Consider the following 25,952-nt stretch of genomic DNA (forward strand, 5'->3'; position numbering starts at 1 on the left):
CCGGCTCAAAGCAAAGGCTTGGTGCTCGACCAAGCCTTTTGCACTTTAGCCAGGGTGTCCATCTAAGCGCGGTTTAAGCAGCATGGGCGCAAAATGAAACAGATAGAGCGTGAACGCTATCACCCAAAGCGCACCACTCAGTGCAACCCACTGAACGAAATATTGTGGCAACCAAGCAACCGCGATACTGCGCACCAATGCGGCCGCAAATATCGCCAGGAAGGCAACGCTCATGTTTGGCCCTTGGTAAATAGCGCGTCCTGTGTGGCCCATCGTCACACGTGCAATCATTGCCAATATGCCCCCGCCCAATGTCCCGATCGCAAACAAATGCAGCATATTGTGACTGGCAAAACTCTGACCAAGTAGCGCACGCAACAGTAAACTGAGCGGAATACACAGGTAAGTAAGATGCAGTGACCATACTAGCGGCTCACTGAGCGTACGCCACGGCTTCCAACGCAGCAATCGAATCAACTGAGCCGTGCCCGCAATTAGCATCAATTCTGGACTCAGTTGCTCAAACGTCAGCGGAAAGAAGCAGAGCACTAACAAGCCAACTAAAGGTAAATTGGCACACCATTCCAGCCATACCAGCGGTTGAGGCTTATCAAAGTTAAACCGTCTAGCGGTAAAAAACGGAATCACTCTTGCGCCCATAATGGACAGCAGCAAGGTAAACCACCACAACATAGCTTGCCACACCGCAGAAGATGGAAAGGGCGGCATGCCTTTAATGGTGGCGTAACTGGCAAAGTTCGCCGCGATTGCGAGCAAAAATAACGGAATAAAGAAAAGGTTACGCCAGCCTTTTGCTTGGATAAGTCGACGCCCCACTTCATAGGCTGCCAAAGCGATAAACAAGGCTTCCAGCGTGGAGGTCAACCATAAAGGCACAGGGGTCCAGAGCAGTAGGCGTGGGGCGAGCCAAAGTGCGACCAACACAGCCAAGCGATAATGTTTAGTCCCATTAATCCCGGTCCAGTTTTGCACCGCGGTCAACACAAACCCCACCACGATTGCCATGGCAAAGCCAAACAACATTTCGTGGACATGCCACCACAATGCAGGCACTTGAAGCGCACTGGGCTGTCCGTGATTCAGCATCCAAATCCAAGCGAGAATCGACACTGGCGCGTACACTGCACCAAGTAAAAACAGAGGTCGAAACCCAAGGCGCAACAATGGCGTGATCGAGTGTTCAATACGAGCATCAGTGATGTTGAGCACAGTAGACTCCTAAAACGTATAAGGATGGGTAGTTAGTAACAATGACCGATATCGCAAGATACGTTCCAAAATATAAATAAATAAATTTCAATACCTTAGAGTTTCTCTCGTTATCAAAGTAGTCATAAAGACTCAAACTTAACGTGTCATATTGACTACACAGTGTTTTATGGACACTTTCATTTAGAGATAAAACTGGTTAGTTTATGTGAATGGCTCACCGCGCCCATTAAGGAGAGATGATGGCCCAGTATATTTTTGGTTATGGCAGTCTAATGAACTCGGCATCACGACAATTGACGGGGCAAACCTCCCCTGCTATCCCCTCAACCGCTCATGGATTCAAACGTTATTGGGGGAAAGTCGATAGCAGCTATATCCTTTCGCCGCTCGTGGTCGATAAAGGGCAAGGGCAGGTCAATGGCGTCATGCTTGAAGTCAGCCAAACTGGGCTTGCGGAGTTTGATCGTCGTGAGCGAGGTTATCACCGCGTAGAGATTGAGCCGCAGCAGCTTGATACGTCTGTCTCTCTCACCGAGCAAGACAACGTATGGGTGTACATCAAGGATAACCCTGAACCGCCTTGTTCACTGAGTCCTATCATGCAAACTTATGTCGATACGGTATTGGTAGGCTGTTTAGAAATTTCTGAGCAGTTTGCCAAGCAATTTGTTGAACACACCATCGGCTGGCATTTCCCACTCGAAAACGATCGTCATCAGCCCAAATATGGCAACCTGGCTGGGGTCACACCACAACACCACGCGACCATCGACGCCTTGCTCTCATCGGTCAGAGCCTAGTCTCTCAACCGCTGACGTTAATGTCGGCGGTTCGCTTTCTACCCTCATAAAAGTAGCATTCCAGCCATTAAAAAGACAACGTTTACACCTGCCACAATCGCTTATATCACAAGTGTTCCAGCTCGCACTTTATCAACATCACTGCTATATCAATTGCGTTATTTACATTCTCGGGGTTAAATAGTTTTAGCAATCTATTTCGAGGTCAAATATGGCAACAATCAAAGATGTCGCGAAAGAGGCGGGCGTTTCTATCGCAACTGTCTCACGGGTGATCAATAAGTCTCCCAAAGCGAGCAAAGCATCAATAGCGTCGGTAACTCAAGCTATGGCCAAACTGGGCTACCGACCGAATGCAGCAGCCAAGGCGCTCGTCAGCCAAAGCAGCAATACGGTTGGAGTATTGGTCGGTGATGTGTCTGATCCCTTCTTTGGCAGCATGGTTAAGGCGGTGGACAATGTCGCGCACGAGCACGGCAAGCATATTTTGATCGGCAACGGTTACCACAGTGCAGACGAAGAGCGCAAAGCGATCGAGCTGCTGATCAACAACCGTTGTGATGCGTTAGTCATCCATGCGAAAGGTTTGTCTGACCAAGAGTTGATTGGCTACGCGAAAGAGGTCAAAGGATTGGTGTTTATTAACCGCTATATTCCAGAATTGGCCGAGCGTTGTATCGCCCTTGATAACCACAAAGGGGCCTATCTAGCGACCGAGTATCTGATTCGCCACGGCCATACCAAGATTGCCTGTGTAGCCTCTTCACACCAGATAGAAGACTCGGAGCAACGCATCCAAGGTTATCTCGCGGCACTGAAAGACAACAACATTGAACTCCCTTCAAGCTACATTGAGTATGGCGAGCCAAACAACGATGGCGGTGAAAGCGCCATGACCAACTTATTAACCAAGTCGCTAGAGATTAGCGGCGTGGTCGCTTACAACGATTATATGGCGGCAGGGGCACTGTCGGTGTTGGATGAAAACGGGATTAAAGTGCCCGACCAAATTTCCATGCTCGGTTTTGATGATGGCTTGATTGCACGCTACATCAGCCCTCGCTTAACCACGATTCGCTACCCGATTGCGATGATGGCAGAGCGCGCGGCGCGGTTGGCGCTCAACTTAGCCAAAGATCAACAGGGCAATGAAGAGGCCTTGATGTTCACCCCAACCCTAGTGCGAAGAAATTCGGTCGAAAAGCGGGTATTAGCCGCGAAAGAGTAACAAAAAGGCATGCTAAGCATGCCTTGGAACTTTATCGAGTAACGCTTACGCCACCCCATGACCTTTCGACGCTACCCAGATTCGGTACCACTGCTCATTGGTGAGAGTCAGCTCAAGTGCGCCCACCGCGCTGCGAACGCGCTCAATGTTTCCGCTGCCGAGAATAGGAACCGGTTTCGCTGGTAGACGCATAACCCAAGCAAAGATCACTTGATCGATTGAAGTGGCACCAATCTCAGCCGCAACTTCATTCAGCGTATGACGCAAACGCTCCATCTGCTCACTGTTGTCACTAAAGATACGACCGCCCGCCAAACAAGACCACGCCATTGGCTGCACACGCTGCTGTTGAAGCTGCTCTAAGGTGCCATCTTCTGTTACTAGCAAGTTAACCGGGTTAATCTCCACTTGGTTGGTAATCAGTGGCTCGTCAACTCGTGATTGCAGCAATTCAAACTGCGCCGGAGTAAAGTTAGACACACCAAAGTGCTTCACCTTGCCTGCCGCTTTCAGTTGAGTGAACGCTTCGGCCGCTTCATCGGCATCCATCAGCAGATCTGGGCGATGTAAAAGCAGCACATCCAAGTGGTCGGTTTGAAGACGCGACAGTGACTCATCAACGGATTTCAGAATCGCATCTTTACCGCTGTTGTAGTGGTTAACTTGAGGATGCTCACCTCGGTAGATACCACACTTTGACACGATCTCAATCTGATCACGCAGACTGCTGTCTAGAGCAAGCACTTGACCAAACATACGCTCACAGGCGGAGTCAGGGCCATAAACAGGCGCATGATCAACCGTGGTAATGCCCATTTCGAGGTGCTGCTTAAGGAAAGTGTGTTGCTGCTGAGTCGTCATCCCCCACTCAGCCATACGCCAATAACCTTGGATCAGAGGGGAAAATACCGGATGTGATTTTTGCATAATAAACCTTCTTTTGTTGAGTGCAGCACTCTACGCCGCCCCTTAAACTACTTTCAGTATACTCACTCATTGCAGGGCGATTAACCCGGCTAAAACGAAAAGATAATTCGTTATAGAGAACAATAAACGCAATTTAATTTTCTATATTGAACGATATACTCAAACTGTCGGTCGATAGCAGAGCAAATACAATGCAGAAGAAACACAAGCGCTTTGAGCGTTACGCCTTGTTTGGAGAGGTCGCGAAGCAGTTAAGCTTCTCTAAAGCGGCTGAAAGTTTGGGTATTTCTCGTAGCTACCTCTCATCTCAAATTAGCCAGCTCGAGCAAGAGCTAGAAACCAGCCTATTGATTCGCTCAACACGCAGTGTGCGACTGACCGCAGCAGGGGAAAAAATTCTCAGTAGAATGCACACCATCAACGCCTCAATTGTTGAGCTTGAAAAAGAACTCGAGCACACCAACAGTGATGTCACGGGTTTACTGAGCATTACCGCACCGACGATATTCAGTCACCAGTTTCTCGTCGATATCTGCGCAGAGTTTCAGCGTAAACATCCGCAGATTGAATTCGATTTAGATATCGGCTACCAACGTGAAGATCTGACCAAGAGCCATTTTGATCTTGCGATTCGCGCCACCAATACCCCGCCAGAGAACATGGTGGCCAAAAAGCTGATGCCTTACCAACATATTTGCTGCGCTTCTCCCGATTATCTGGCCCGATACGGCACACCACAACAACCGAGCGAGCTACTGGAGCACAACTGTTTGTGTGATCCTCACCTACGCGACTGGCAGTTTGAGAAGCAGCAGCAAGTATTGACCATTGCCACCAGCAGCAACTTGTACATCAGTGACAATTTGTTGCTACTCAGGGCGGCAGAAAATGGTCAGGGGATCATTAAAATGCCCTGTTACTTAGTCGAACCCGCACTGAAAAGTGGTCGATTAGTTAGACTACTCGCCGACTATCAACTGGCGCAAAGTCATATCTATCTTATCTACCCACCACAATTACGCCGCAGTACTAAACTCAACGCCTTTGTCGACTTTATGCAGCAATGGTTTTTACAACAATCTTAATAAAAAACCCGCGACGGTTTCGCGGGTTTTACTATCATTTAAACGAGTCAGCACTTGAAATTAGTTTAGCACTTGCTGAACTTTGGGTTCTTGAGTATTAACTCCTTCAGCAAACTCACCACGCTGCAGTTTTTCACGCAGAATCGCGTGCTGATCTTCAGTAAAGGTGTAGCGTGACATAATAAAGATTCTTACCAAGGCTCCTAACGCAGGAAGCAAAGCAATACAGAAGAACATGCCACTTAGCGCGGTTTCTGTTTGTTCTGCATTTGGTACATATCCAATACCGGTAAGGATCAGACCCGTTAAGCCCCCCGCAACCGCTACCGATAATTTTCCTGTGAACGTTTGACCAGAGAAGGTGATCGCCGCAGTACGTTTACCACTGTGATAGTAAGAGTACTCGACGGTATCGGCAATCATCGCAGAGATCAGTGGGTTGGTCATCATAAAAATACCCGTAATCACCGCCAGCCAAGCCATCACGACTGTAGGATTATCGTAGCCAGTTAGGTAAAAACCAACGCGAGCTACGATTTCGAGAACACACAATGCAATGAAGATATCACGCTTTTTAAATCGCTTGGTGAGTATTGGCGTTGCCAAACAAGCGATGGCACTCACCAAAGTAATGGTACCAATCAACGAAACTAACCCAGCATCGCCCATATTGTAAGTGAAAAAGAAAATGTACAAACCATTCACTAAGTTAAAGAACACATTCATAAAGAATGCCGCCAAAATGAAGAACAGTGGCTTGTTTTTACGTACCGCTTGGAAGGTTTGTTTTAGAGTGACTTTTTCACAGTTGGCGGTCGAAATGCGTTCCCTAGTACCAAAGAAACCGTTGAGCATGAACACCAGTCCCACTAGCATCAATACGATCACCGCTGGCAAGTAACCTTGGTCTGTACGTCCGTCAGCAAAAAAAGCACTTAACTTAGGGAAGATAACCAGCGTTGCACCAATACCTGCGTTAACCCCGAGCATGGCACAGGTTGCTGCTTTCGCACGCTCTTGAGGCTCATCTGTCATGACTGACGACATAGACCAAAATGGTACATCGGAGATGGTATAAAGCGTACCCCAAAGGATGTAGGTGATACCCGCGTACATCACCTTAGTAGAGGTATCTGCATCCATGTTGTAGAAGGCCGCAATGGTCACCAATACAATCAAAAAAGGAGTGAACAACATATATGGGCGGAACTTACCGAAGCGAGATTCAAGCGTGTCCATGTAGCCCGCGATCACCGGATCATTAACCGCATCCCACACGCGAGCAATCAGGAAAATGGTACTGGCAGCAATTGGGGAAATGCCCAGAATATCGGTATAGAAATAGAGAATAAAAGAGCCGACTAAGCCGAAGCTAAAGCATTGGCCCACTCCGTAGCCGAAATACGACATCAGCTCTCTATTATTCAGTTTGTTTTGTAGTGTAGTCATGTTCACGTCTCAATAAATATTATTGTAAGAAAGATACCGACCGATTTCTCAAGGTCGGTTCACAGACAACTAATCCACTTCTGCGAGTGTTTTGATCAATTGCACTTCGCTCGCATCAAACGGCTGTCCTTGATCGTCAAGCAAATCGTGGAACCATTGACTGGCATAGTTAGCGTCATTACGTTTAATTTCTGGCCAAGGAAGGTGAGTTTGTGTTTTACCTTTCACAAGTCCCCATTGGTAACAACCTATATTTTTTTCTTTAAAAATAGGTAGTTGCTCATGCAGGTAAGACTGAGCATGACGAGCAAGCCATTCGGTACACATCATTGGGCGATTGTGAGCTTCGATCACCTCTAAAGCTTCATGGAAAAGATCGAGCGGCAGGTAGGCATGGAAAGTGATGATGTCTGACAGTTCCATTGCACGGCGATCGGTCGGATGTTCATAGATAGGTAAACTGCGGTCTAAAATACTTGGGCAGTGCCATGCACCGACAGTGAGTGGCTGAGTTGGATTGATATCACGTGCCCACTCAAACGCTTTTTCCATTAACTCGTGGCTAAATGTTTCCATTTCTTCGTCGTACGCCAGTTCGCCAGTGGTGGTAAAAATCATACGGTTGGTCGGCTCGTTGTAGAGATCCCAAATCACGATACGCGGATCGTTTTTGTATGTAGAGATGATGTCACGAATGTACGCTTCGACTTCTCCCCATTGCGACTTATCCATAACGATATTTCGGCCTGGGCTAGCAGCGGCTTGGCTGTTATGCAACTCAGGTACTGGCGCTTTTTGCTCGCCCAAGAAAGGATGTTCGCCAGAGAAACCACAATCATCCATAGGTGTTAGCATGACTTTGATACCGTTACGCTCACAAATGTCTAAAAAGTGCTCAATGCGCGCGTGTAAACCACCTCGATCCGCTTGCCAAACAATAAAGGGCAAGTTTGTACGTAAGGTGTTGTAGCCGACTTGTTTTGCCCAAGCTAACTCTTCTTCCATTATTTCTGGAGCGAAGCTGTCCGCTTGCCACATTTCATTCCAGTTAACCGCCGTCCTTGGTAAGTAATTGAACCCACGTAACCACCCTTGCTGTTTCTGCCATTGCCACGCTTTATCTTCTGACCATCTTTTCATCTTACTCATCCCAAAACTAAATTATTAACTAATAATATTAGCTAATATATTTAGACACATACTTTTTGCTAGTTAAGAAGAAGAAAATTGAGTAAGCAATCACAATAGTCCGGTAATCTTGACAAACTTTTGTGATCTCACTCAGTAACAGGTGATCGAAATATAATATTTAGCTAATATCTTTAGCTAACGAAATCGAGTTGATATTCAAGATGACTAAAAAAATCACCATGAGTGACATTGCCGCTAAGGCTGGCGTCTCCCAATCGACGGTATCCTTGGTGCTCAATGGATCAAACTCAGTAAAAATTGCTGAAACCACTAAACAGAAAGTGATCGATACCGCCGAATCCCTTGGTTACAACAATAAAAAAGTTGCCCACGCCCTGGGCCGACCGAAAAAGATTGCATTAGTGATCAATGGACTAAGCAGTTACGATCCTTTTATTGATGCAATCAACTCGGCTCGTGAAGAAGCGTGGACCAGTGACTATATTCTGGTGACGTTTAACTATGGTCATGATGAAGTGATGGCGAGTAAAATTGAGTCGGAGATCAACGGGGGTGACTATGCTGGGATGATTTATGCGTCGAGTATGACCCGTGAACTGCATCAACAACGCGTCAATACGCCACTGCCAACTGTCTTACTCAACTGCACCAATGAAAGCCGCTCTGATGCACCGAGCATTCTGCCCGCTGACATGATTGGCGCCTACAAAGCGGTCTCGCATCTCACCAAGCAAGGTTATCGCAACATCGCTATTTTATCTGGGGAAAGCTGGATGCTGGCTAGCCAACAACGACATCAAGGCTATCGCCAAGCACTGGTTGATGCCGATATTTTGCCGAATGAAGAGTATTGTCGTGAAGCCAACTGGTCGTTAAAAGAGGCCCATCAGCAAACCTTAGAATTATTGCAGCTAGCCCAATCGCCTGAAGCGATTTTTTGCTGCAGCGACTTTATGGCGATGGGATGCTATCAGGCAATCGCAGAGTTAGGGCTGAAGATTCCGCAAGATATTGCGGTGGTGGGTTACGATAACCAGCAGATCGCTTCAGAAAGTTTTCCGGCATTGACCTCGGTGGATCTGCCCTATTCTGATATGGGCAAACTGGCAGTTGAGTCTTTACTAGCCCTAATCGAGAGCCAACCTTTACTATCACATCGTCGTAAAGTAGAAGGTGAACTGATCGTTCGTCTGTCGTCAGTCAAATAAAAAAAGGTGGGCATCAAGCCCACCTAAACGCTACCTAAAACTCAAACTGATAAACCGTTTGATGTTGATAGCTCTCCCCCAGCGTTAACACCCCACGGTTAACGCCCCATTGTGGTTGGTTTGGTCCATCTGGAAAGTATTGCGTTTCCAAACACAAGCCATCATACAAGTCATACTCTTTGCTCTGGCCAGGCGTTCCAGACAAGAAATTGCCCGAATAAAGCTGTACCGCTGGCTTAGTGGTTTTGACTTTCATCACCACATCTTTTTCAGGTGCAGTTAGGACCGCCGCCACAGCAGAGCCATCGGTCACCTCAGGCCGGAACACAAATGCGTGATCGTAACCGCCGGCAGTTTTCTGGTCTGGCTCAGCGAGGAACTGACTGCCAATCTCTTTTCGTTGGGTAAAGTCAAAACTGGTACCTGCGACGGGTTTAAGTTCTCCATTAGGAATTAAGCCAGCATCGGTTGGCAGATACGCATCCGCCATAAGTTGTAGATGATGATCTAAGCTTTTGGCGCCACTCGCCTCCCCTGCCAAATTAAAGTAAGCATGGTTAGTTAGATTCACTGGGCAGCTTTGGTCGCAGCTCGCAAGGTAAGCGATCTGCAGCGCGTTATCATCGGTTAAGGTATAGGTCACTTGCACATCAAGATTGCCCGGATAACCTTGATCGCCCTCAGGGGAGTGCAAGCGAAACACCACATGCTGTGAATCCTTCTCAATCACTGACCAGCGGCGCTTATCGAAGCCTTCAAGTCCACCATGGAGCGAGTTTTCACCATTATTGATATAAAGTTGGTACTGTTTGCCGTCTAACTCGAACTGCCCTTTGGCAATCCGATTGGCGAAACGGCCAACCACCGCGCCAAAGTACGCTCCTTGCTGCATGTGCTCGGCCATATTAGGTGAGCGCAATAGCACCTCACGCGCCTCGCCACTTACGGGCAATGTGCAGCTTAACCAAGTCGCGCCTATGTCCATAAACACCACGCTCATCCCTTGGCGATTAGTAAGCTCGATAAGTTGTGCGGGGTTGCCATCAAAACTCGGCGTTTGCGCCATCGACTGCTCTAGCTGTTGTAAATTCGTTTTCATGCCGCCCCTTACAATGTCTCAACTAAACCAGCACCTTGTTTGGCTTGGCATACATAAATAGACTCTTTCAGCCCTGTCGCTGCTTGGTATTGTGCTTCTACTGCGGCTTTCACTGGCTCGACAAGCTCTGGAGGCATCACCGCCACAATGCAGCCGCCAAAGCCGCCACCAGTCATACGAACTCCACCTTGCTCACCAATCACTTGCTTGACGATATCAACTAAGGTGTCGATCTCTTTTACCGTTATTTCAAAGTCATCACGCATCGATGCATGAGACTCAGCCATTAGCTCACCCATGCGTTTCATGTCATGCGCCGCGAGTGCTTGGGCTGCTTCAAGGGTACGGTCGTTTTCAGTGATCACATGACGAGCACGTTTTGCCACTAACTCATCCAGCTCAGCCACTTTCTCGTTGAACTGCTCAATGGTCACATCGCGCAATGCTTTGACGCCAAAGGTGCGCGCCGCTTCTTCACATTGCGCGCGGCGAGTATTGTATTCGCTGTCGACCAGCCCGCGCTGTTTGTTGGAGTTAATGATCACCACCGACATCTGTTCCGGCATCGAAACAGATTCAGTTTCTAAGCTACGACAGTCCAGCAGCATGGCATGATTCTCTTTACCTTTGGCTGAGATCATTTGATCCATAATGCCGCAATTACAACCGACGAACTCATTCTCAGCTTTTTGGCCGTTCAGAGCGATTTCTGCTTGGGAGATATCTAAAGCGTAAAGCTCCTTAAAGGTTTGACCAATCACCACTTCGAGTGCAGCAGAAGAGCTTAATCCTGCGCCTTGAGGAACATTACCGCTGACAGATATATCAGCCCCGCTAAACTGGTGGCCTCGAGCCAGCAAAAACTTCACCACCCCGCGAATATAATTTGCCCACATTTTGTCTGCTTGAAAGGTGATATCTTGAGTGATATCAAACTCATCAACCTGATTGCCATAATCCACGGACACCAAACGAATCAAATTGTCGTCTCGTTTTGCTGCTGCAACCACAGTTTGGTAGTTGATAGCACAAGGCAGCACAAAGCCATCGTTGTAATCGGTATGCTCACCAATCAAATTAACACGGCCTGGAGCCTGAATGATATGTGTCGGTTGGTAGCCGAGCATCAGTTCAAAAGAAGTTTTTACTGCTTGAATTAGTTCAGACATGTTTAAATCTCACGCTTAAATTGGTTGAGATTCCCAAGCGAAATCCAGTGCTCAAGAATCCATAAATTTGTGGCTATTTTTGCTCTTTGTAGTGCACATCGCTCAATTCACGCAGGCGCTGCGCCGCTTGCTCCGCAGTGAGATCGCGCTGGCTTTCGGCTAACATTTCATAGCCAACCATAAACTTACGCACGGTTGCGCTACGTAGCAGAGGTGGATAGAACAAAGCATGCAATTGCCAATGATCGATGTCTGTACCTGCTTCGAAGAACGGCGCGAAATGCCAGCCCATTGAATACGGGAAGGAGCATTGGAACAGATTGTCGTAACGGCTGGTTAGCTTTTTGATTGCAACGGCCAAATCGTCACGTTGCTCGCCAGTCAGCTCACTCATCCGGCGGATATGTGTTTTAGGTAACAACATAGTTTCGAACGGCCACGCTGCCCAATAAGGTACCAACGCAACCCAATGCTCGGTTTCTACCACAATTCGCGAGCCATCTTTGAGCTCCGCTTGGACATAATCGACTAGCAAGTTACTGCGATTTTGTTGGTAGTAGTTTTTTAGATGGTGCTCTTTGCGTTCAATTTCATTGGGTAAGAAACTGTTCGCCCAAATTTGACCATGCGGGTGAGGCTGAGAACAGCCCATTGTTTCGCCTTTGTTCTCAAACGCTTGCACCCAAATGTACTCTTTGCCAAGCTCCTCAATTTGATCGTTCCACGTGTCTATCACACCACGAATTTTGCCAACCGGAAGCTCAGGTAGCGTTTTGCTGTGATCCGGAGAGAAACAGATAACTCGACTTAAACCGCGCACGCCTTGGGTTTTAAAAAACGGATTGTCTGACTCAGGCGCATCAGGTGAGTCGACCATCAGCGCAGCAAAGTCGTTAGTGAACACGTAGGTGCCTTGGTAATCTGGGTTTACATCGCCAGAAATCCGTTCATTCGTCGGGCATAAAAAACACTGTTCGTCGTAACTTGGCAACTCATCAATTGCTAGCTTTTCATCCGCACCACTCCAAGGGCGTTTCGCGCGGTGAGGGGAAACCAAAATCCACTGCCCCGTCATCGGGTTGTAACGACGGTGAGGATGGTCTACAGGGTTAAACTCAATATTCGACATCATAAATACTCAACTGTTTAATACGGAAAACTCGCGTGACAACACGCGAATAAAATCAATATCCCTGCGGATTGTTAGACTGCCATTTCCAAGTGTCAGCGGTCATTTCAGCGACACTGCGAGTGGCTTTCCATCCCAGCTCGCGCTCTGCTTTATCTGTGCTTGCCCAGCACTCGGCGATATCACCAGGGCGACGTGGACACAGCTCATAAGGCACAGGTTTGCCACAAGCGCTAGCAAACGCATCCACCATCTCCAAAACACTGGAGCCGTTTCCCGTGCCCAAGTTATAGGTATGCAGGCCAGCTTTGTCGCCGACGGCATTTAATGCGGCGATATGACCATCGGCCAAGTCCATAACATGAATATAGTCACGGACCCCCGTTCCGTCTGGTGTCGGGTAATCGTTGCCAAACACCGACAGCTTATCGCGGCGGCCGACTGCGACTTGGGCGATAAAGGGCATCAGATTGTTGGGAATACCTTGTGGGTCTTCGCCCATAGTGCCGGAGGGGTGGGCGCCGACAGGGTTGAAGTAGCGAAGTAAGGTGATGCTCCAGTCGTTTTCAGCGTTAAATAGATCACTTAAACACTGCTCAACCATATACTTACTGCGACCATAGGGGTTGGTTGTTTGGCCTGTGGGTGAATCTTCAGTAATCGGCACCACCTCTGGATCACCGTACACAGTCGCAGAAGAACTAAAGACGATACTTTTCACCCCGGCTTTGCGCATCGAGCGCGCCAACACCAAAGTGCCGTTGACGTTGTTGTCATAGTACTCGAGCGGCTTAGTCACAGACTCGCCGACCGCTTTTAAGCCAGCAAAGTGAATCACCGCATCAATCTGGTGCTGCTTGAATACTGAATCAAGAAACGCTTCATCACGAATATCTCCAAAATGAAAACTCGGAGTTTTGCCGGTAATGGCTTCGATCCGCAGCAACACTTCTTGTTTTGCATTACATAGATTGTCGACGATAACTGGTTCTAACCCCGCTTCAATCATCTGCACGCAGGTATGACTGCCAATGTAGCCCATTCCACCAGTGACTAGAATTTTCACCTCTGACTCCCGATTCGTTTCATTTTCGTTTGACTAAGACACCTTAATCCTGTTGCTAACAGCATATCAGTCAACCTTGATCAAGTTCCGTGATCTAACCCTCATTGTGTAAACGTTTCCACAACTAGCCATTTTGGGGTTCAATGGCAATTAAAGTCATATATGGCAATGTAATTAAGAGCGAGAGACCGCTCAATTTGAATGGGACAGTTGTCGCTATAACTAAGTGATAGCGACAAAGAGGGCAAGTTTTTACACTGGAGTGTAAAACGTTTTCAATGTATCGCTAGGCACGATACTGACTGAGAAATAGCTTTGTGGTGTGCTGTGCCAACTCTCTCGCCTCATCTTGAGTTAATGAAGGCTTGATACCGAGAACCTGAGGCCAGAATGCGCTGCCTTTAACCAAACTATGGAGCTGGCTACTAGCGAGCATAACGTCATCAATAACCAAGGTTTGGTCTTCTATCTGCTGATTTAACCAACGAAATAAAACGGTTTCTTGCTTAGTCATTTTTGCTTCTTGCTCTTTAAGCTCTTCTGGTTTGTAAAAGAAGTAGCCCAGTGCGACTTTAGCCAACTCCACATAGTGTGGGTCGGTGACCACATTTATCTCGCTCTCGAGCAAAGCAATGAGCTGTTCGTCTATGGTCAACTGAGCTAAGCCCGCCACCTTGTGTTCAGCCATTGCAGTGCGCCACAGTTCAGAGAGCAACTCCATTACGATCGCTTCTTTGGATTCAAAGTGATTGTAAACCGTACGCTTGGAAACCTCTGCCATCGCGGACAGCTTATCCATACTGGTGTTTTGCACACCAAATTCCTGAAAAGCCTGTTTTGCCGCGAGTAAAATGGCTTCGCGTTTGAGCTCACTGCGGCCTCTCTTTTTCACTTTCATAGAGTAAACGATCCTACTTGAAATCACTTTGATCTATTTTACACCAAGCAGTTTACTTTAAAAGCAAAGCATGTAAACTACACCGTATAGTTTACTTTGAGATTGTTAGCATGAAACGCATATTGTTAACCACTGTAGGAGCAATCATCATGACCGCCTCTTTTCTATCTTGTTCGAATTCAGTTACAACATCGAATGAACACTATCCTAAGAAATTCGCCAATAGCGAGCTTGAATACAAAAGTGGCTTTGGCGATATTGTAAAGATCACCAAGTCCTACTTCACCACCGAGCGTCTAAACCCGACCCCCACTTTTGATTTACCCGTTCACTCAATGACCGCAGAGCAGTTGGAGAGTGAGCGAGATGATGTGCTGTACCGTTTGGGACATTCAAGCATTGCAATCAAGATCGATCAGCAGTTAATTCTAACCGACCCGGTGTTTAGCGATCGCGCGTCTCCGGTTCAATGGGCAGGACCAAAGCGTTTTCACCAACCACCGATTTCAGTCGATGCAATGCCCAAAGTTGATGTGGTGTTGATTAGCCACGATCATTACGACCACTTAGACAAGGCCTCGATCAAAGCGCTGCACGCTAAAGTAGAGCTGTTTTTAGTACCGCTAAAAGTGGGACCAATACTGCGGAACTGGGGCGTTGCTAAAGAGAAGATCGTCGAGCTCAACTGGTGGGAGGCTCATGTTCGTAATGGGGTTGAGTATGTTCTGACTCCCACTCAGCATTTCTCCGGGCGTGGCCTTACCGACCGAGATGGCACTTTGTGGGGGAGCTGGGTGATCAATGGACAACAACACAAGGTGTTCTTTAGTGGCGATTCAGGCTACTTCTCTGGTTTTAAAGAGATTGGTGACAAGTACGGCCCGTTTGATTTCACTATGATTGAGACTGGCGCATACAACAGCCTTTGGGCCGATATCCATATGTTCCCGGAGCAAAGTGTACAAGCGCATATCGATCTTAAAGGTAAAGTCATGATGCCGATTCATAACAGCACCTTTGATCTTGCGATGCATGATTGGAATGAACCAATGCAACAAGCAATGGAAATTAGCGCGCAAAAAGGGGTTACTATGGTCAGCCCAGAAATGGGGCAGCGGGTCGAGTTGTCTGCGCCACTGCCTATCAAACCGTGGTGGAACCTGTAATCACTCTGTTAGACGCTAGAACGACGTCTTCCTAACGCTCTATTGTCGTCAGGCATAAATTTCTCATTGCATGAGAACAGTGATACCCATACTGATACTATGGTTATACAATGACAGGCTTGTGTGACTAAGGGGCAATCTATGTCTACTTCAACCAGCGCTATCGACAAACGGATGAATATTGTCGCGTTAACATGGCCATTGTTTGTCGAAATCTTGCTACGGACAGCCCTCAACACCAGTGACGTATTCATGCTCAGCGGCTATTCCGATAAAGCGGTGTCAGCTGTCGGGGTGATCGGTCAACTGTCGTTTTTTCTGATTATCGTTTCGTCGATGGTCAGCAGTGGTACTGGCATTTTGATTGCGCAGTACAATGGCTCAAATCGCCTTGAAGAATCCGGCTACGTGGGCGTCGCCAGTATCGCGCTTTCCTGTTTAGTCGGTGTTTTTTTAAGCGTAATTGCGATTGTCGGCGCCTACTACTTTCTGCCGGTTTATGGCCTAGAAGCTCAGGTCGAACAATACGCTCAAGAGTACTTATTGATCAGTGGCGCGATGACGTTCAACGTGACCATCGGTATCGTACTGACCACGATTTTACGCAGCCATGGCTACTCTCGCTCACCTATGGTGATTAACCTTATCAGCGGTTTTATCAATATTGTCGGTAACTACATCGCCTTGTATCAGCCATTTGGCTTACCGGTTTATGGCGTACAAGGAGTGGCGGTTGCAACGGTGATCAGTCAGGTCATTGGTACCTGTATTTTGGCGATAGTGGTGATGCGCAGCGATGTGTCATTGCCATTTGGCCAATGGCGGCAAATCCCGAAAATCATCTATTCACGGATTATAAAAATCGGAGCGATGAATGCTGGCGAAGTGCTGTCGTATAACATGGCGCAAATTTGCATTACCTTTTTTATCGTGCAGATGGGCACCGCTTCACTTGCCGCCTTTACTTATGCGCAGAATATTGCGCGTTTGTCGTTCGCGTTTGCGCTGGCACTCGGTCAGGGCAGTCAAATACAAGCGGGATACTATATTGGCCGCGGCTGGATTGACTCAATTCTCAAGCTGGTACAAGGTTACTTTGTGATTGGTTTTGTGGTGTCCACCCTAGTGACGGTGACGGTTTATTTACTGCGCGACAACATCATTGCGCTGTTTACCACGGATGCGAAAATAGCTGCGCTGACGGCTAGCTTGATTGCCGGATCGATCATCTTAGAAGCCGGCCGAGTGTTTAACCTGATCTTTATCTCCGCGCTTAAAGCCGCTGGGGATATTAAGTTTCCGGTGCAGATGGGTATTCTCAGCATGTGGGGACTTGGCGTCGCAATGAGCTACCTGTTCGGCGTCCATTGGGGCTATGGCGTCTTTGGCGCTTGGATGGCGATTGCACTTGATGAGTGGTTCCGCGGTTTGATCATGGCAAGGCGCTGGCGCTCTAAGGTTTGGACTCGCTTTACGCTAGGCTAAGAAAAGGGCGCGAAATGCGCCCTTGATTATTTATATGGCTTCAATACTAAGCAGTAAACACGCTTCTGGGTCGAGAATGGGTAGCGTAATGCCGACCTTAGCCAACCACTCCCCTTTGATGGTTATCTCTCCTTGTTGCCACCAGCCATCACTTGCTTTCATCAGCTGCGCGCTGGATTGAGGGTAGTCGACTAAGCGAACGCGATAGCTGCGTTGTGAATCTAGGTGCTCAATCAGTAACGGCTCTGGTAGTGCATAATCCGGCATTGCTAGCTGACAGACAGTGATCAATGTGTGATCCGCTTTTGTGACTCCATAGGCCAAGCGAGTCTGGTCGCCACTATCAAGATAGAAACTGTCGCCACTATGCAGCAGCGCTCGATACTGTTTATGCAGCGCGATATATTTGGCAAAGGCTTGTTTCTCTTGTTCACTCTCCTTGACCGGATCCAACTCTACCCCCATATGACCATTGAGAGCGGTTAAACCGCGCAGGTTAATGTCATGACTGCGCCTGGTGGTATGGCTGCGATAAGGGCCAATATGCGCGCCCATCACTTCAGGCGGGAAAAAGATCCCCATGTGCTTTTGAATCGTTTGTCGCTCCAAGGCATCATTGCAATCTGACGTCCAGAAACGGCAGGTTCGCTTGAGGATCTCGTAATCGATGCGACCACCGCCCGAGCTACATGACTCAATTTCCACTTTGGGATGAGCGGCAACCAGTTGGTCAATCAAACGGTACAATGCTTGAGTTTGACCGTGCACCGCGCCGCTTCCCTGATGCGTCGCTTGCACCAGCTCTCGGTTCATATCCCATTTCACGTAACCAATATTGTGCGTGCTGAGCAAGCTATCTAAACAGTGATACAAGTATTGAAAGCAATCACTGTTTTGCAGATTGAGCACATATTGATAACGCCCGGTCGGCTGCTGATAGCCATCACAGGCCAATAGCCATTCGGGATGAGTGCGGAACAAATCAGAATCTGGGTTGACCATTTCTGGCTCGACCCAAATCCCAAACTCCATGCCGAGCGAATTGACATGGCTGATCACCGGCTCTAAGCCATTAGAGTACTTAGTGCGATCTAGGGTCCAATCTCCGAGCGATGATTTGTCATTGTTGCGCCCCTTAAACCAACCGTCATCGATGATGAAACGTTCCACTCCCATCTGCGCCGCTTCGCTCGCCATTTGGCAGATATATTCAGGGTCATGGTCGAAGTAGATCCCTTCCCATGTATTGAGATGAACAGGGCGAGGTTTGTGCTGGTCAAAAGGTAAAATCTGTTGGCGAACGTAATGATGGTTCGCTCGGCGAATACCATTGATCCCTGTTGTACTATAGGTAGCCAGAAGCTCTGGAGTGGCGTAACTTTCACCGGCTTTGAGAATCACCTCTCCTGGGATCAACCACTCCCCCGCTTGCAGCAGTCGACGGCCATCGCTTTTAATATCTGCACGCCATTGATGATTGCCGCTCCAAGCCAAATGAAAGCCCCAGACTTCTCCTTGCTGATCGGAAAAGCCCGCCGTTCCGAGCAGACAACCAGGAAAGTATTCATGAGACGTACGACCGCGGCGATTTTCAACCACCCAAGAGCCGTGGCTGATGGTTTGGCGCTGCGCCTGAAACTCGCGGCTCCATCGCCCGTGATAACTTTCAAGTTCTGCGGCTCGAAACGGCAGCGGTAAGGTTAAAGCAAGCTTATTCAAGGTGTAGTCATCGTTGGCACGATTGGTTAGCACCATCCGTTTGCTGAGTACGCCCGATTGGTCAAGATTGAGCGAGATAGTCAGCGCTAACTGGGCAACAGAATCAGCGCACTCAATCTCAACCCCTTGGTTCGATTGCTGATGCGAAACGTAGTCAAACCTTGGCATACTTGCCAAACCATGGCGATGACCTTCTATCCCTGATGAACCAAAACTGCCACGCCCGAGTTCAGGGCAAAGAGTTAAAGGCACATCATGATCCAAGCGCGCTTGTGGCACTGCTCGCTGCTGACTGTGAAGCAATTGGCCAAACTGCGCTTGATCTAGCTGCGCGATGCGCTTACCCCAATAAATAACTTCTGGTGCTGGGGCTAACTTAATCACCAGCGACACTTGCTCGCTATGGAGCTGAACAAATGAATCCATCAACTTGACTCCTTAAAAACTCAGCTCAACTTGGTAGCGATAACGCGAGTCACTGAGTAAGTACTCTTTGTGCACACTTGGCGTCCAAGAATCATCACCACCAACGCCCATATGGAAACCATCGATACGGACGAAAATCGTATCTTGTTTGATCAGTTCATTGGTGTGCTTGGCTTGAGCTAGATTGGCTTGGCTAAACTCACTCACGGCAAAGTGGAAGTGGCCACGAACGGTGAGCTCCCCTACCTGCGCTTCCATCACATCACAACGCAAACCGTTATCAGACGGGAAGATGTAGTTGGTGTGCATCTGCTCGACCGAAGAGTGATAACGGCCAACATGCGCCGACGCTTTGCGATCTGGGTAGTTTTCATGCGGACCACGACCAAACCAGCTCACTGGCTGCTGGTGCTCACTCACGCCGTGATCGTACAACGACAATTCCATGCCAATTCTCGGCAGCGGCGGCAGACCATGAGCAAGCTCAACGTCAACATCAATCGCCACTTCACCCAGTTGTGACACTTGATAACGCCATGTCGAGACAATCAGTAATTTGCCCTGATGCAGATAGGCGGACTTAGTCACCACTTGTAAGCCCGCTTTGTTCTGATTCCACTCAAAATCAACCGCTTCTCGAGTCAAACTATCAAGGCTCATAGATTGCCAACGCGCAAACCATGAGTTGGGGTCAAGCCTATCCGCCTCGCTGGTGCCGATGTCATTGTCCAATGGTGCACGATAAAAGTTGTCGATAATTGGCTGAGTCAGTTTTTCGTTATCGTTGACCTTCCAACTGCTGATGGCCCCTAGGCGTTTGTCAAACTCCAGAGCAAAAAGATCACTGTAGACCAAAAGCTTTTCCGGGCTATCTGAGATATTGGCCTGCCATGGCTGTTTGGCTTCAGGCAAGACCAACTCGGGCTCAACATCAAGTTCGAACTGCTCAGTCGCGCTCACGTGTCCGGCTTCTGCCCATGGTGTCGCTCGGCTAAGCACCACTTGCAGATTGAGGTGATAACGTGCATTTGGCGTATTGAGCGTGTGGGTGTTTTCTAACAGTAGCTCAACCGTTTGTTGGCTTTCGAGCGCAAGATCAATTTCACCGCCATCCACCACATTGCCGTTCTCTAAAATCTGCCATTGCAGGCACTCGCCGGCACTTGAAGTAAAGAGGTTTTCGCTCTCAATGCGCACGGTTAACGGTGTTTGTTCGACCAAAGTGAACTGATAAAACTGCTGCGCTTTTTTCACCTCATACAAGGTCGGATGAACCGTGCGATCTGGAAACAGCAAGCCGTTGATACAGAATTGACGATCGTTGATATCATCTCCGAAATCACCGCCATAAGCCCAGTACTGATTGCCTTGCTCGTCGGTCTTGGTTAGCCCTTGGTCGACCCAATCCCAAATAAAGCCGCCTTGCAAACGAGGGTTGTCACGAAACGCTTGCCAATACTGAGTAAAACTGCCCAAGCTGTTGCCCATCGCATGGGCGTATTCGCATAAGATCAGCGGTCGCTGCTCATCGGGGAGCGCGATCGATTTTTTGATCCCCACTCTTGGCGTGACCTGTGGCTGATGAGCCACCACTGGCAAATCCCAATCAACCCGAGCGTACATTGGGCAGATAATGTCGGTGGCCGCGGTCATTGCGCCGCCCCCTTCATATTGAACTGGTCGAGACGGATCGCGCTGTTTGACCCATTGATACATGGCATGATGGTTGTTGCCGATTCCGGACTCATTGCCCAGCGACCAGATAATGATCGACGGATGGTTTTTGTCTCGCTCAACTAAACGGGTCATTCTGCGCACGTAGGCATTTAGCCACTCAGGATCGTCGGAAAGACGACACATAGGAAACTGCCCGTGGGTTTCGATATTGGCCTCATCGACCAGGTACAAACCGTACTGGTCACAAAGCTCATACCATAGCGGGTGGTTGGGGTAATGCGCGGTGCGCACCGCATTGAAGTTATGCTGTTTGAGCAGTTTGATATCACGAATCATATCTTCGCGAGTCATCACATGGCCAAGCTCAGGGTGATGTTCATGACGATTCACACCGCGGATCAGCAGCGGTTTGCCATTAACTTTAAGCTGTCCCTGATCAATCTCGACCTGACGAAAGCCAACGTCGTAACTTTCACAATCCACCAGTTGCTCTTGCTCATCGAGAAGCGTGACCACCACTCGATATAAGTTGGGTGACTCAGCACTCCATAATGCGGGTTCTGTGATGGCAAGCGCATGATTCACCTTGTCGCACCACGGCCCTTTTTCATCGACAAAATCCATACCAGGATGCGCATCTTGGGTTGAAATCAGTTGTTGATTGGCATCGTATAGACTGACACGCACTCGATGTGGCAAGTTCTTTTTCGACAAGCTGGTGGTTACTTTAAGCGTGGCATCACGATAGCTGTTATCAAGCTCCGTCACCACCTGCACATCCTTAATGTGAATGGCAGGCTTACTCAGCAATGTCACATCGCGGAATATGCCACTTAGCCACCACATATCTTGGTCTTCTAGATAAGAGCCGTCACTCCAACGCATCACCATCACGGTCACCTGGTTGTCGCCTTCGACCAAGAAGTCCGACAAATCAAATTCTGCCGCCAGTCGCGAGTCTTGCGAGTAGCCCACCCACTTTTCGTTACACCAGAGATGAAACGCGCTGTTGACCCCATCAAAAGTAATCGTGGTTTGTGCGTGCTTAGGAGAAAACTGAAAACAGGTACGATATATCCCGGTTGGGTTGTCTTGCGGGACATACGGAGGGGTATCGGCAAACGGGTATTTCACATTGGTGTAAATCGGCTTGTCGAACCCTTGCAATTGCCAGTTGCTAGGAACCGTTATCGGGCTCCATTCACTGTCATCAATACTCTTAGTGATGCTCTCAGCCGGAACCTGATCCGGTCGATCAAACAAGGCAAATTTCCACTGACCATTTAAACTCAGTCGCTGGTTGGAAGGCACCTTGTTCAGTGCATCGTGTTCATTGGAGTAAGCATGAAGAGGCGCATGCGCAGGCAGCACGTTGTGGTGAACCACATGCTGATTTTCCCATTCGCGCGCCGCTATGATTTGGCTAAAAGTTCTCATCACAGCACCCTTAAAATAAGAGGAAAAAGAGCGCAACCGACTGGCAAGGAAACGCTCAAAGTAGAGAGCACCCAACAAGGCTCGATGGGTGCTTGCCTTTGCTCGTGTCAGTCATGATTGCCGTCACGAGCAAAGGGAGGTCACGAGGTTTTATTTAAACGTACGTTGGCGAACCTTCTCAAGCTTGTTCAGGATAGTATCGATACGATCCGGATGAACCATAAACTCTTGGAAGCCCTTCATCCCTTCTTTTGCCATCGCAGGATCGGTATCTCGGTCGTAGAACTGAGCGGTACCACCCGCCGTTGCCAGCATTTCAACCCCTTTATCTAGGAAAGGATCCGCTTTCGCTTTGGCTTTATTGTTGGTTGGAATTTGCAGCAACATTTCGTTGATCAGCTGCTGGTTTTCAGCGCGAGCGACAAATTCTAGGAACTTACGTGCGTCCTCTTTGTTTTTCGCTTTCGATGGAATATGAATGGTATCCATCGGTGCATCTTCCGCCATTGGGATTGCAGAATCGATCATCGGGAACTGGAAGAAGCCCATTTTGCCATCAAGCTCTTTCGGGAAGTTCGGCGTAATGAAGTTGCCCATCAAGTACATCGCCGCTTGGCCATTGTAGAGGAACGGCTGCGCTTCTTGCCAAGAGTATGAAGCATGGTTTTCTAGGAAGTAACCTGGCTCAACCAGTTGCGCCCAGTTAGCAAAAGTCTTTTTCACACGCTCATCGGTGTACGGCACTTTGCCATCCATCAATTGGATATGGAAATCTAAGCCGTTGGTACGCATGTTGATGTAGTCAAACCAACCTGCCGCTGTCCATAGGTATTTAGTACCGATAGTAAAGGGGGCGACACCATTGTCTTTTAACGTGGCCGATGCTTTAAGTAACTCATCCCACGTTTTTGGCTCAGCAATGCCGTATTGGTCAAAGATATCTTTACGATAGTACACACCCCATTGATAGTAAGTGTATGGCACACCATATTGCTTGCCATTCACTGTCATTGCTGGTGCGGCTGCCGCAAAATCTTGCTTCATGTTGTTATCGGCCCAGATATCGCTGACATCTTCAAACAGACCGCGGTCAACGAAGGTTTTCATACGGTTACCCGCGTACCAGAACACCACATCCGGTGGCGAAGTCACTAGCCAGTTACGAATCGTTGTCTTGTACGCTTCGTGATCGTACAGGTTGTATTTGACGGTGATGTCTGGATTCTCTGCTTCAAATCGCTTAACGATTTCGCCCCACGCCTCTTTTGGCGCTGGATCTGACGCATCGGAGTTAATCACCAAAGTGCCAGCCCAAGCAGAGGTCGACAGTGTTGCCCCGAGCACAGCGGTAGCAGCAAGATGTTTCACGTATTTCATATTTCAGGTCCTTGTTGGTTGAGCCACGGCTCATGGGTCCAATTGTTGTTTTTATTAACTTACCTAAAAGGCAGGCCAGCCTATAGGGGAAGGCTAACCTGCTGAAAATTAACCTTTGGTCGCGCCTAACGTTAAGCCGGCGATAAAGTGACGTTGCATGGTAAAGAACAGCACTACAGGTGGAATCGCGGCGACAATCGCGCCGGCGGACATCAATTGCCAAGAGGCCAACCATTGTCCTTGCAGTGAGCTCAACCCTGCCGTTACCGGGCGAACTTCGTCACTTTGCACCAGTACTAATGCCCAGAAGAAATCGTTCCAAATAAAGGTGAACACTAATACCGCCAGTGCAGCCAATGCTGGGCGCACCAGTGGCAGCACCACGTGCCAGAAGATTTTCCACTCACTGACCCCCTCAACGCGCGCCGCTTCAATCAAAGCGTCAGGAATACCGACAATAAAGTTGCGCATGAACAAGGTACAAAAACCGGCCTGGAAAGCGATGTGGAAAAAGATCAACGCCCAATGGGTGTCGTACAAACCAAAACTGATGGTGAGATCGCGCACAGGGATCATCAAGATCTGAAACGGCACGAAGTTACCGGCGATAAACATCGCAAAAATCCAGATGTTGGCCTTAAAGTTGTACTTGGCCAGCGCAAATCCTGCCAAGGTCGACAGCGCAACGGCACCCGCCACTGCTGGAAGAGTGATGAGCAAACTGTTGACTAGGTACTGCCCCATCGCTGTTGACATAAAGACTTGAGTGTAGTTCTCGACAAACTGGATTTCACTTGGCCAGCCCCAATAGTTACCGGTGTTGATGTCTTCCATACCGCGAATCGAGGTCATCATCACTGCGATTAACGGCAGTAACCACATCACGATAGAAATCGGTAGCGCGACTCGGTAGCTAATGTTGGCAAAGCGACCCGCTTTTTGAATCGGTTGTGGGTACATTATTTTTCACTCCTCAACATACGCCATAGGAAATAAGCGATATACACATCCATGATAAGGAACAACACTACAGAAACTGCCGCGCCATAACCCATGCGATAGTTAAAAATAGACTCTTCGTACATTTGGTAAGCCAATACCGTCGAGCTGCCCCATGGACCACCCGCAGTCATGGTCGCCACTAAGTCGAACGAACGCAGTGCACCAATCACGGTGACCACGATGGCGATAAAAGTCGCAGGACGAAGTTGCGGGATCACCACATACCAGAGCATACGCCACTTCTTAGCGCCATCAAGGCGCGCCGCCTCTAGCTGCTCGGGATCGAGATTGTTTAACCCTGTGAGATACAAAATCATGCAGTAGGAAATCTGTGGCCACAGACCAGCGGCAATAATGCCGTAGGTCACGTAATCTTCATTGGCAAGGATAGAGATAGGTTCGATTCCGAAAGAGCCAAGCAGCATATTGAACAAGCCAAACGATGGATCGTAGAACCAGGCAAACACCAGACCGACCACCACTTGCGAGATAACAAACGGGAAAAAGAACAGCGACTTAACGACACGAATGCCTTTCACCTGCTGATTCAAGAACAAAGCAATGGCCAGGCCGATAGGAGGAGCGAGCATAAAGAACACCAACCACAGGGTGTTGTTCTTTAGAGAAGTATAAAATGCATCAGAGTCAAACAGCTCTCGGTAGTTATCTAGACCGACCCAGACTTTCTCGCCCAGTCCATCCCACTCATAGAAGCTAAGCCAAATACTATCTAAGATTGGATAGATGACATAAATGGCGAAGATCGCCATTGCTGGGGCTAAAAACAGCCATGGTGAGAGCTTGGCGCTTACCCGTGCCTTACGCCTTGCGGATGGAAGACGATTCTCTGGGTATATCGTTTTCACAGATTGCTCCATTTTGTGTGACTCCTTGTCACATCCTCAGGTTAAATGTCGACATAAACACTTTACTAAAAGTAGTAGAAAGTTAACCAAAAGATGAAGTTTTATCTAATATACGCTTCATATATTAATAACTGTGACGATTTAATACAGAGTAGCTAATCATTTTTGTAAACGTTTCCACAAAAATGGTCATTTTCCATTAAATAACCATGATCAGGATCAACTATTGCCCGATCGTCGCTAACAAAAATTTATCAAACAGGTATGTTTTATAGGCATAGCGAAACGTACAGTGATTTATCGCTCATTCTTCGCTCATAAAACGAGTTTTTTGCGCCATAAGGCAAGGAGTAG

The 25,952-nt window shown here is 48.3% G+C and carries 20 protein-coding genes; 6 read left to right on the forward strand and 14 right to left on the reverse strand.

The annotated features are described in order from the left end of the window. Positions 1–45 precede the first annotated feature (45 nt). On the reverse strand, positions 46–1,230 hold the full coding sequence (locus MTO69_RS10555) for an NnrS family protein (protein WP_248329044.1): 1,185 nt from the start codon (positions 1,228–1,230) through the stop codon (positions 46–48). A 242-nt stretch (positions 1,231–1,472) separates the two neighbouring features. Between MTO69_RS10555 and MTO69_RS10560 the strand changes: the two genes are divergently transcribed. Then, positions 1,473–2,033 (forward strand): gamma-glutamylcyclotransferase family protein, encoded by a 561-nt coding sequence (locus MTO69_RS10560; protein ID WP_248329046.1) that lies wholly within the window; start codon positions 1,473–1,475, stop codon positions 2,031–2,033. Between the two features lie 211 nt (positions 2,034–2,244). Further along, a complete protein-coding gene (locus tag MTO69_RS10565) occupies positions 2,245–3,261 on the forward strand; it encodes a substrate-binding domain-containing protein (protein ID WP_248329048.1) in 1,017 nt (338 codons plus the stop codon). A 45-nt stretch (positions 3,262–3,306) separates the two neighbouring features. Here MTO69_RS10565 and MTO69_RS10570 read toward each other — a convergent pair whose 3' ends face one another. Continuing rightward, entirely contained in the window at positions 3,307–4,188 is an 882-nt protein-coding gene (locus MTO69_RS10570) for an aldo/keto reductase (RefSeq protein WP_248329050.1), read from the reverse strand. Between the two features lie 191 nt (positions 4,189–4,379). Here MTO69_RS10570 and MTO69_RS10575 point away from each other — a divergent pair, with 191 nt between their 5' ends. Beyond that, complete coding sequence (locus MTO69_RS10575) at positions 4,380–5,273, forward strand: LysR family transcriptional regulator (protein WP_248329052.1); 894 nt, start codon at positions 4,380–4,382, stop codon at positions 5,271–5,273. A gap of 60 nt (positions 5,274–5,333) precedes the next feature. On the opposite strand, the gene MTO69_RS10580 is transcribed toward MTO69_RS10575, so the two are convergent. Together MTO69_RS10580 and MTO69_RS10585 are read right to left on the reverse strand one after the other, a co-directional pair. Continuing rightward, the gene (locus MTO69_RS10580; protein ID WP_248329054.1) at positions 5,334–6,722 is read right to left on the reverse strand and encodes an MFS transporter; all 1,389 of its coding nucleotides are present in this window, start codon (positions 6,720–6,722) and stop codon (positions 5,334–5,336) included. Positions 6,723–6,791: 69 nt separating this feature from the next. Further along, positions 6,792–7,862: a cellulase family glycosylhydrolase gene (locus MTO69_RS10585; protein ID WP_248329056.1), complete on the reverse strand. Its 1,071-nt coding sequence runs from the start codon at positions 7,860–7,862 to the stop codon at positions 6,792–6,794. A 212-nt stretch (positions 7,863–8,074) separates the two neighbouring features. On the opposite strand from MTO69_RS10585, the gene MTO69_RS10590 reads away from it, so the two are divergent. Further along, positions 8,075–9,082 (forward strand): LacI family DNA-binding transcriptional regulator, encoded by a 1,008-nt coding sequence (locus MTO69_RS10590; protein ID WP_248329058.1) that lies wholly within the window; start codon positions 8,075–8,077, stop codon positions 9,080–9,082. Positions 9,083–9,116: 34 nt separating this feature from the next. Here the strand turns inward: MTO69_RS10590 and galM are convergent, their stop codons facing one another. The 5 genes from galM to MTO69_RS10615 form a co-directional block, all read right to left on the reverse strand. Continuing rightward, positions 9,117–10,181 carry a galactose-1-epimerase gene (galM, locus tag MTO69_RS10595; RefSeq protein ID WP_248329060.1) on the reverse strand — a complete coding sequence of 355 codons (1,065 nt, stop codon included), beginning with the start codon at positions 10,179–10,181 and terminating at the stop codon, positions 9,117–9,119. An 8-nt stretch (positions 10,182–10,189) separates the two neighbouring features. Continuing rightward, entirely contained in the window at positions 10,190–11,350 is a 1,161-nt protein-coding gene (gene galK, locus MTO69_RS10600; RefSeq protein WP_248329062.1) for a galactokinase, read from the reverse strand. Positions 11,351–11,423: 73 nt separating this feature from the next. Continuing rightward, complete coding sequence (locus MTO69_RS10605; protein ID WP_248334460.1) at positions 11,424–12,479, reverse strand: UDP-glucose--hexose-1-phosphate uridylyltransferase; 1,056 nt, start codon at positions 12,477–12,479, stop codon at positions 11,424–11,426. Positions 12,480–12,534: 55 nt separating this feature from the next. After that, positions 12,535–13,545, reverse strand: coding sequence for a UDP-glucose 4-epimerase GalE (gene galE, locus MTO69_RS10610; protein ID WP_248329064.1), 1,011 nt, complete (start codon positions 13,543–13,545; stop codon positions 12,535–12,537). A 286-nt stretch (positions 13,546–13,831) separates the two neighbouring features. Next, the gene (locus MTO69_RS10615) at positions 13,832–14,443 is read right to left on the reverse strand and encodes a TetR/AcrR family transcriptional regulator (protein WP_248329066.1); all 612 of its coding nucleotides are present in this window, start codon (positions 14,441–14,443) and stop codon (positions 13,832–13,834) included. Positions 14,444–14,592: 149 nt separating this feature from the next. On the opposite strand from MTO69_RS10615, the gene MTO69_RS10620 reads away from it, so the two are divergent. Further along, positions 14,593–15,609 (forward strand): MBL fold metallo-hydrolase, encoded by a 1,017-nt coding sequence (locus MTO69_RS10620; protein WP_248334461.1) that lies wholly within the window; start codon positions 14,593–14,595, stop codon positions 15,607–15,609. A gap of 141 nt (positions 15,610–15,750) precedes the next feature. Next, positions 15,751–17,094, forward strand: a complete 1,344-nt coding sequence (locus tag MTO69_RS10625) for an MATE family efflux transporter (protein WP_248329068.1) — start codon at positions 15,751–15,753, stop codon at positions 17,092–17,094. Positions 17,095–17,124: 30 nt separating this feature from the next. Here MTO69_RS10625 and MTO69_RS10630 read toward each other — a convergent pair whose 3' ends face one another. From MTO69_RS10630 to MTO69_RS10650, 5 genes are all read right to left on the reverse strand, one after another. Further along, complete coding sequence (locus MTO69_RS10630) at positions 17,125–19,239, reverse strand: alpha-galactosidase (RefSeq protein WP_248329070.1); 2,115 nt, start codon at positions 19,237–19,239, stop codon at positions 17,125–17,127. A gap of 12 nt (positions 19,240–19,251) precedes the next feature. Continuing rightward, the gene (locus MTO69_RS10635) at positions 19,252–22,353 is read right to left on the reverse strand and encodes a beta-galactosidase (protein WP_248329072.1); all 3,102 of its coding nucleotides are present in this window, start codon (positions 22,351–22,353) and stop codon (positions 19,252–19,254) included. 150 nt (positions 22,354–22,503) lie between these two features. After that, complete coding sequence (locus MTO69_RS10640) at positions 22,504–23,730, reverse strand: ABC transporter substrate-binding protein (protein WP_248329074.1); 1,227 nt, start codon at positions 23,728–23,730, stop codon at positions 22,504–22,506. A 108-nt stretch (positions 23,731–23,838) separates the two neighbouring features. Continuing rightward, positions 23,839–24,690 (reverse strand): carbohydrate ABC transporter permease, encoded by an 852-nt coding sequence (locus MTO69_RS10645; RefSeq protein WP_248329076.1) that lies wholly within the window; start codon positions 24,688–24,690, stop codon positions 23,839–23,841. Then, complete coding sequence (locus MTO69_RS10650; protein ID WP_248329078.1) at positions 24,690–25,610, reverse strand: carbohydrate ABC transporter permease; 921 nt, start codon at positions 25,608–25,610, stop codon at positions 24,690–24,692. Before MTO69_RS10650 ends, MTO69_RS10645 begins: the two co-directional genes overlap by 1 nt. Positions 25,611–25,952: the final 342 nt, after the last annotated feature.

The sequence above is a fragment of the Vibrio sinaloensis genome (genome assembly GCF_023195835.1).
Lineage (GTDB): Bacteria > Pseudomonadota > Gammaproteobacteria > Enterobacterales > Vibrionaceae > Vibrio > Vibrio sinaloensis_C.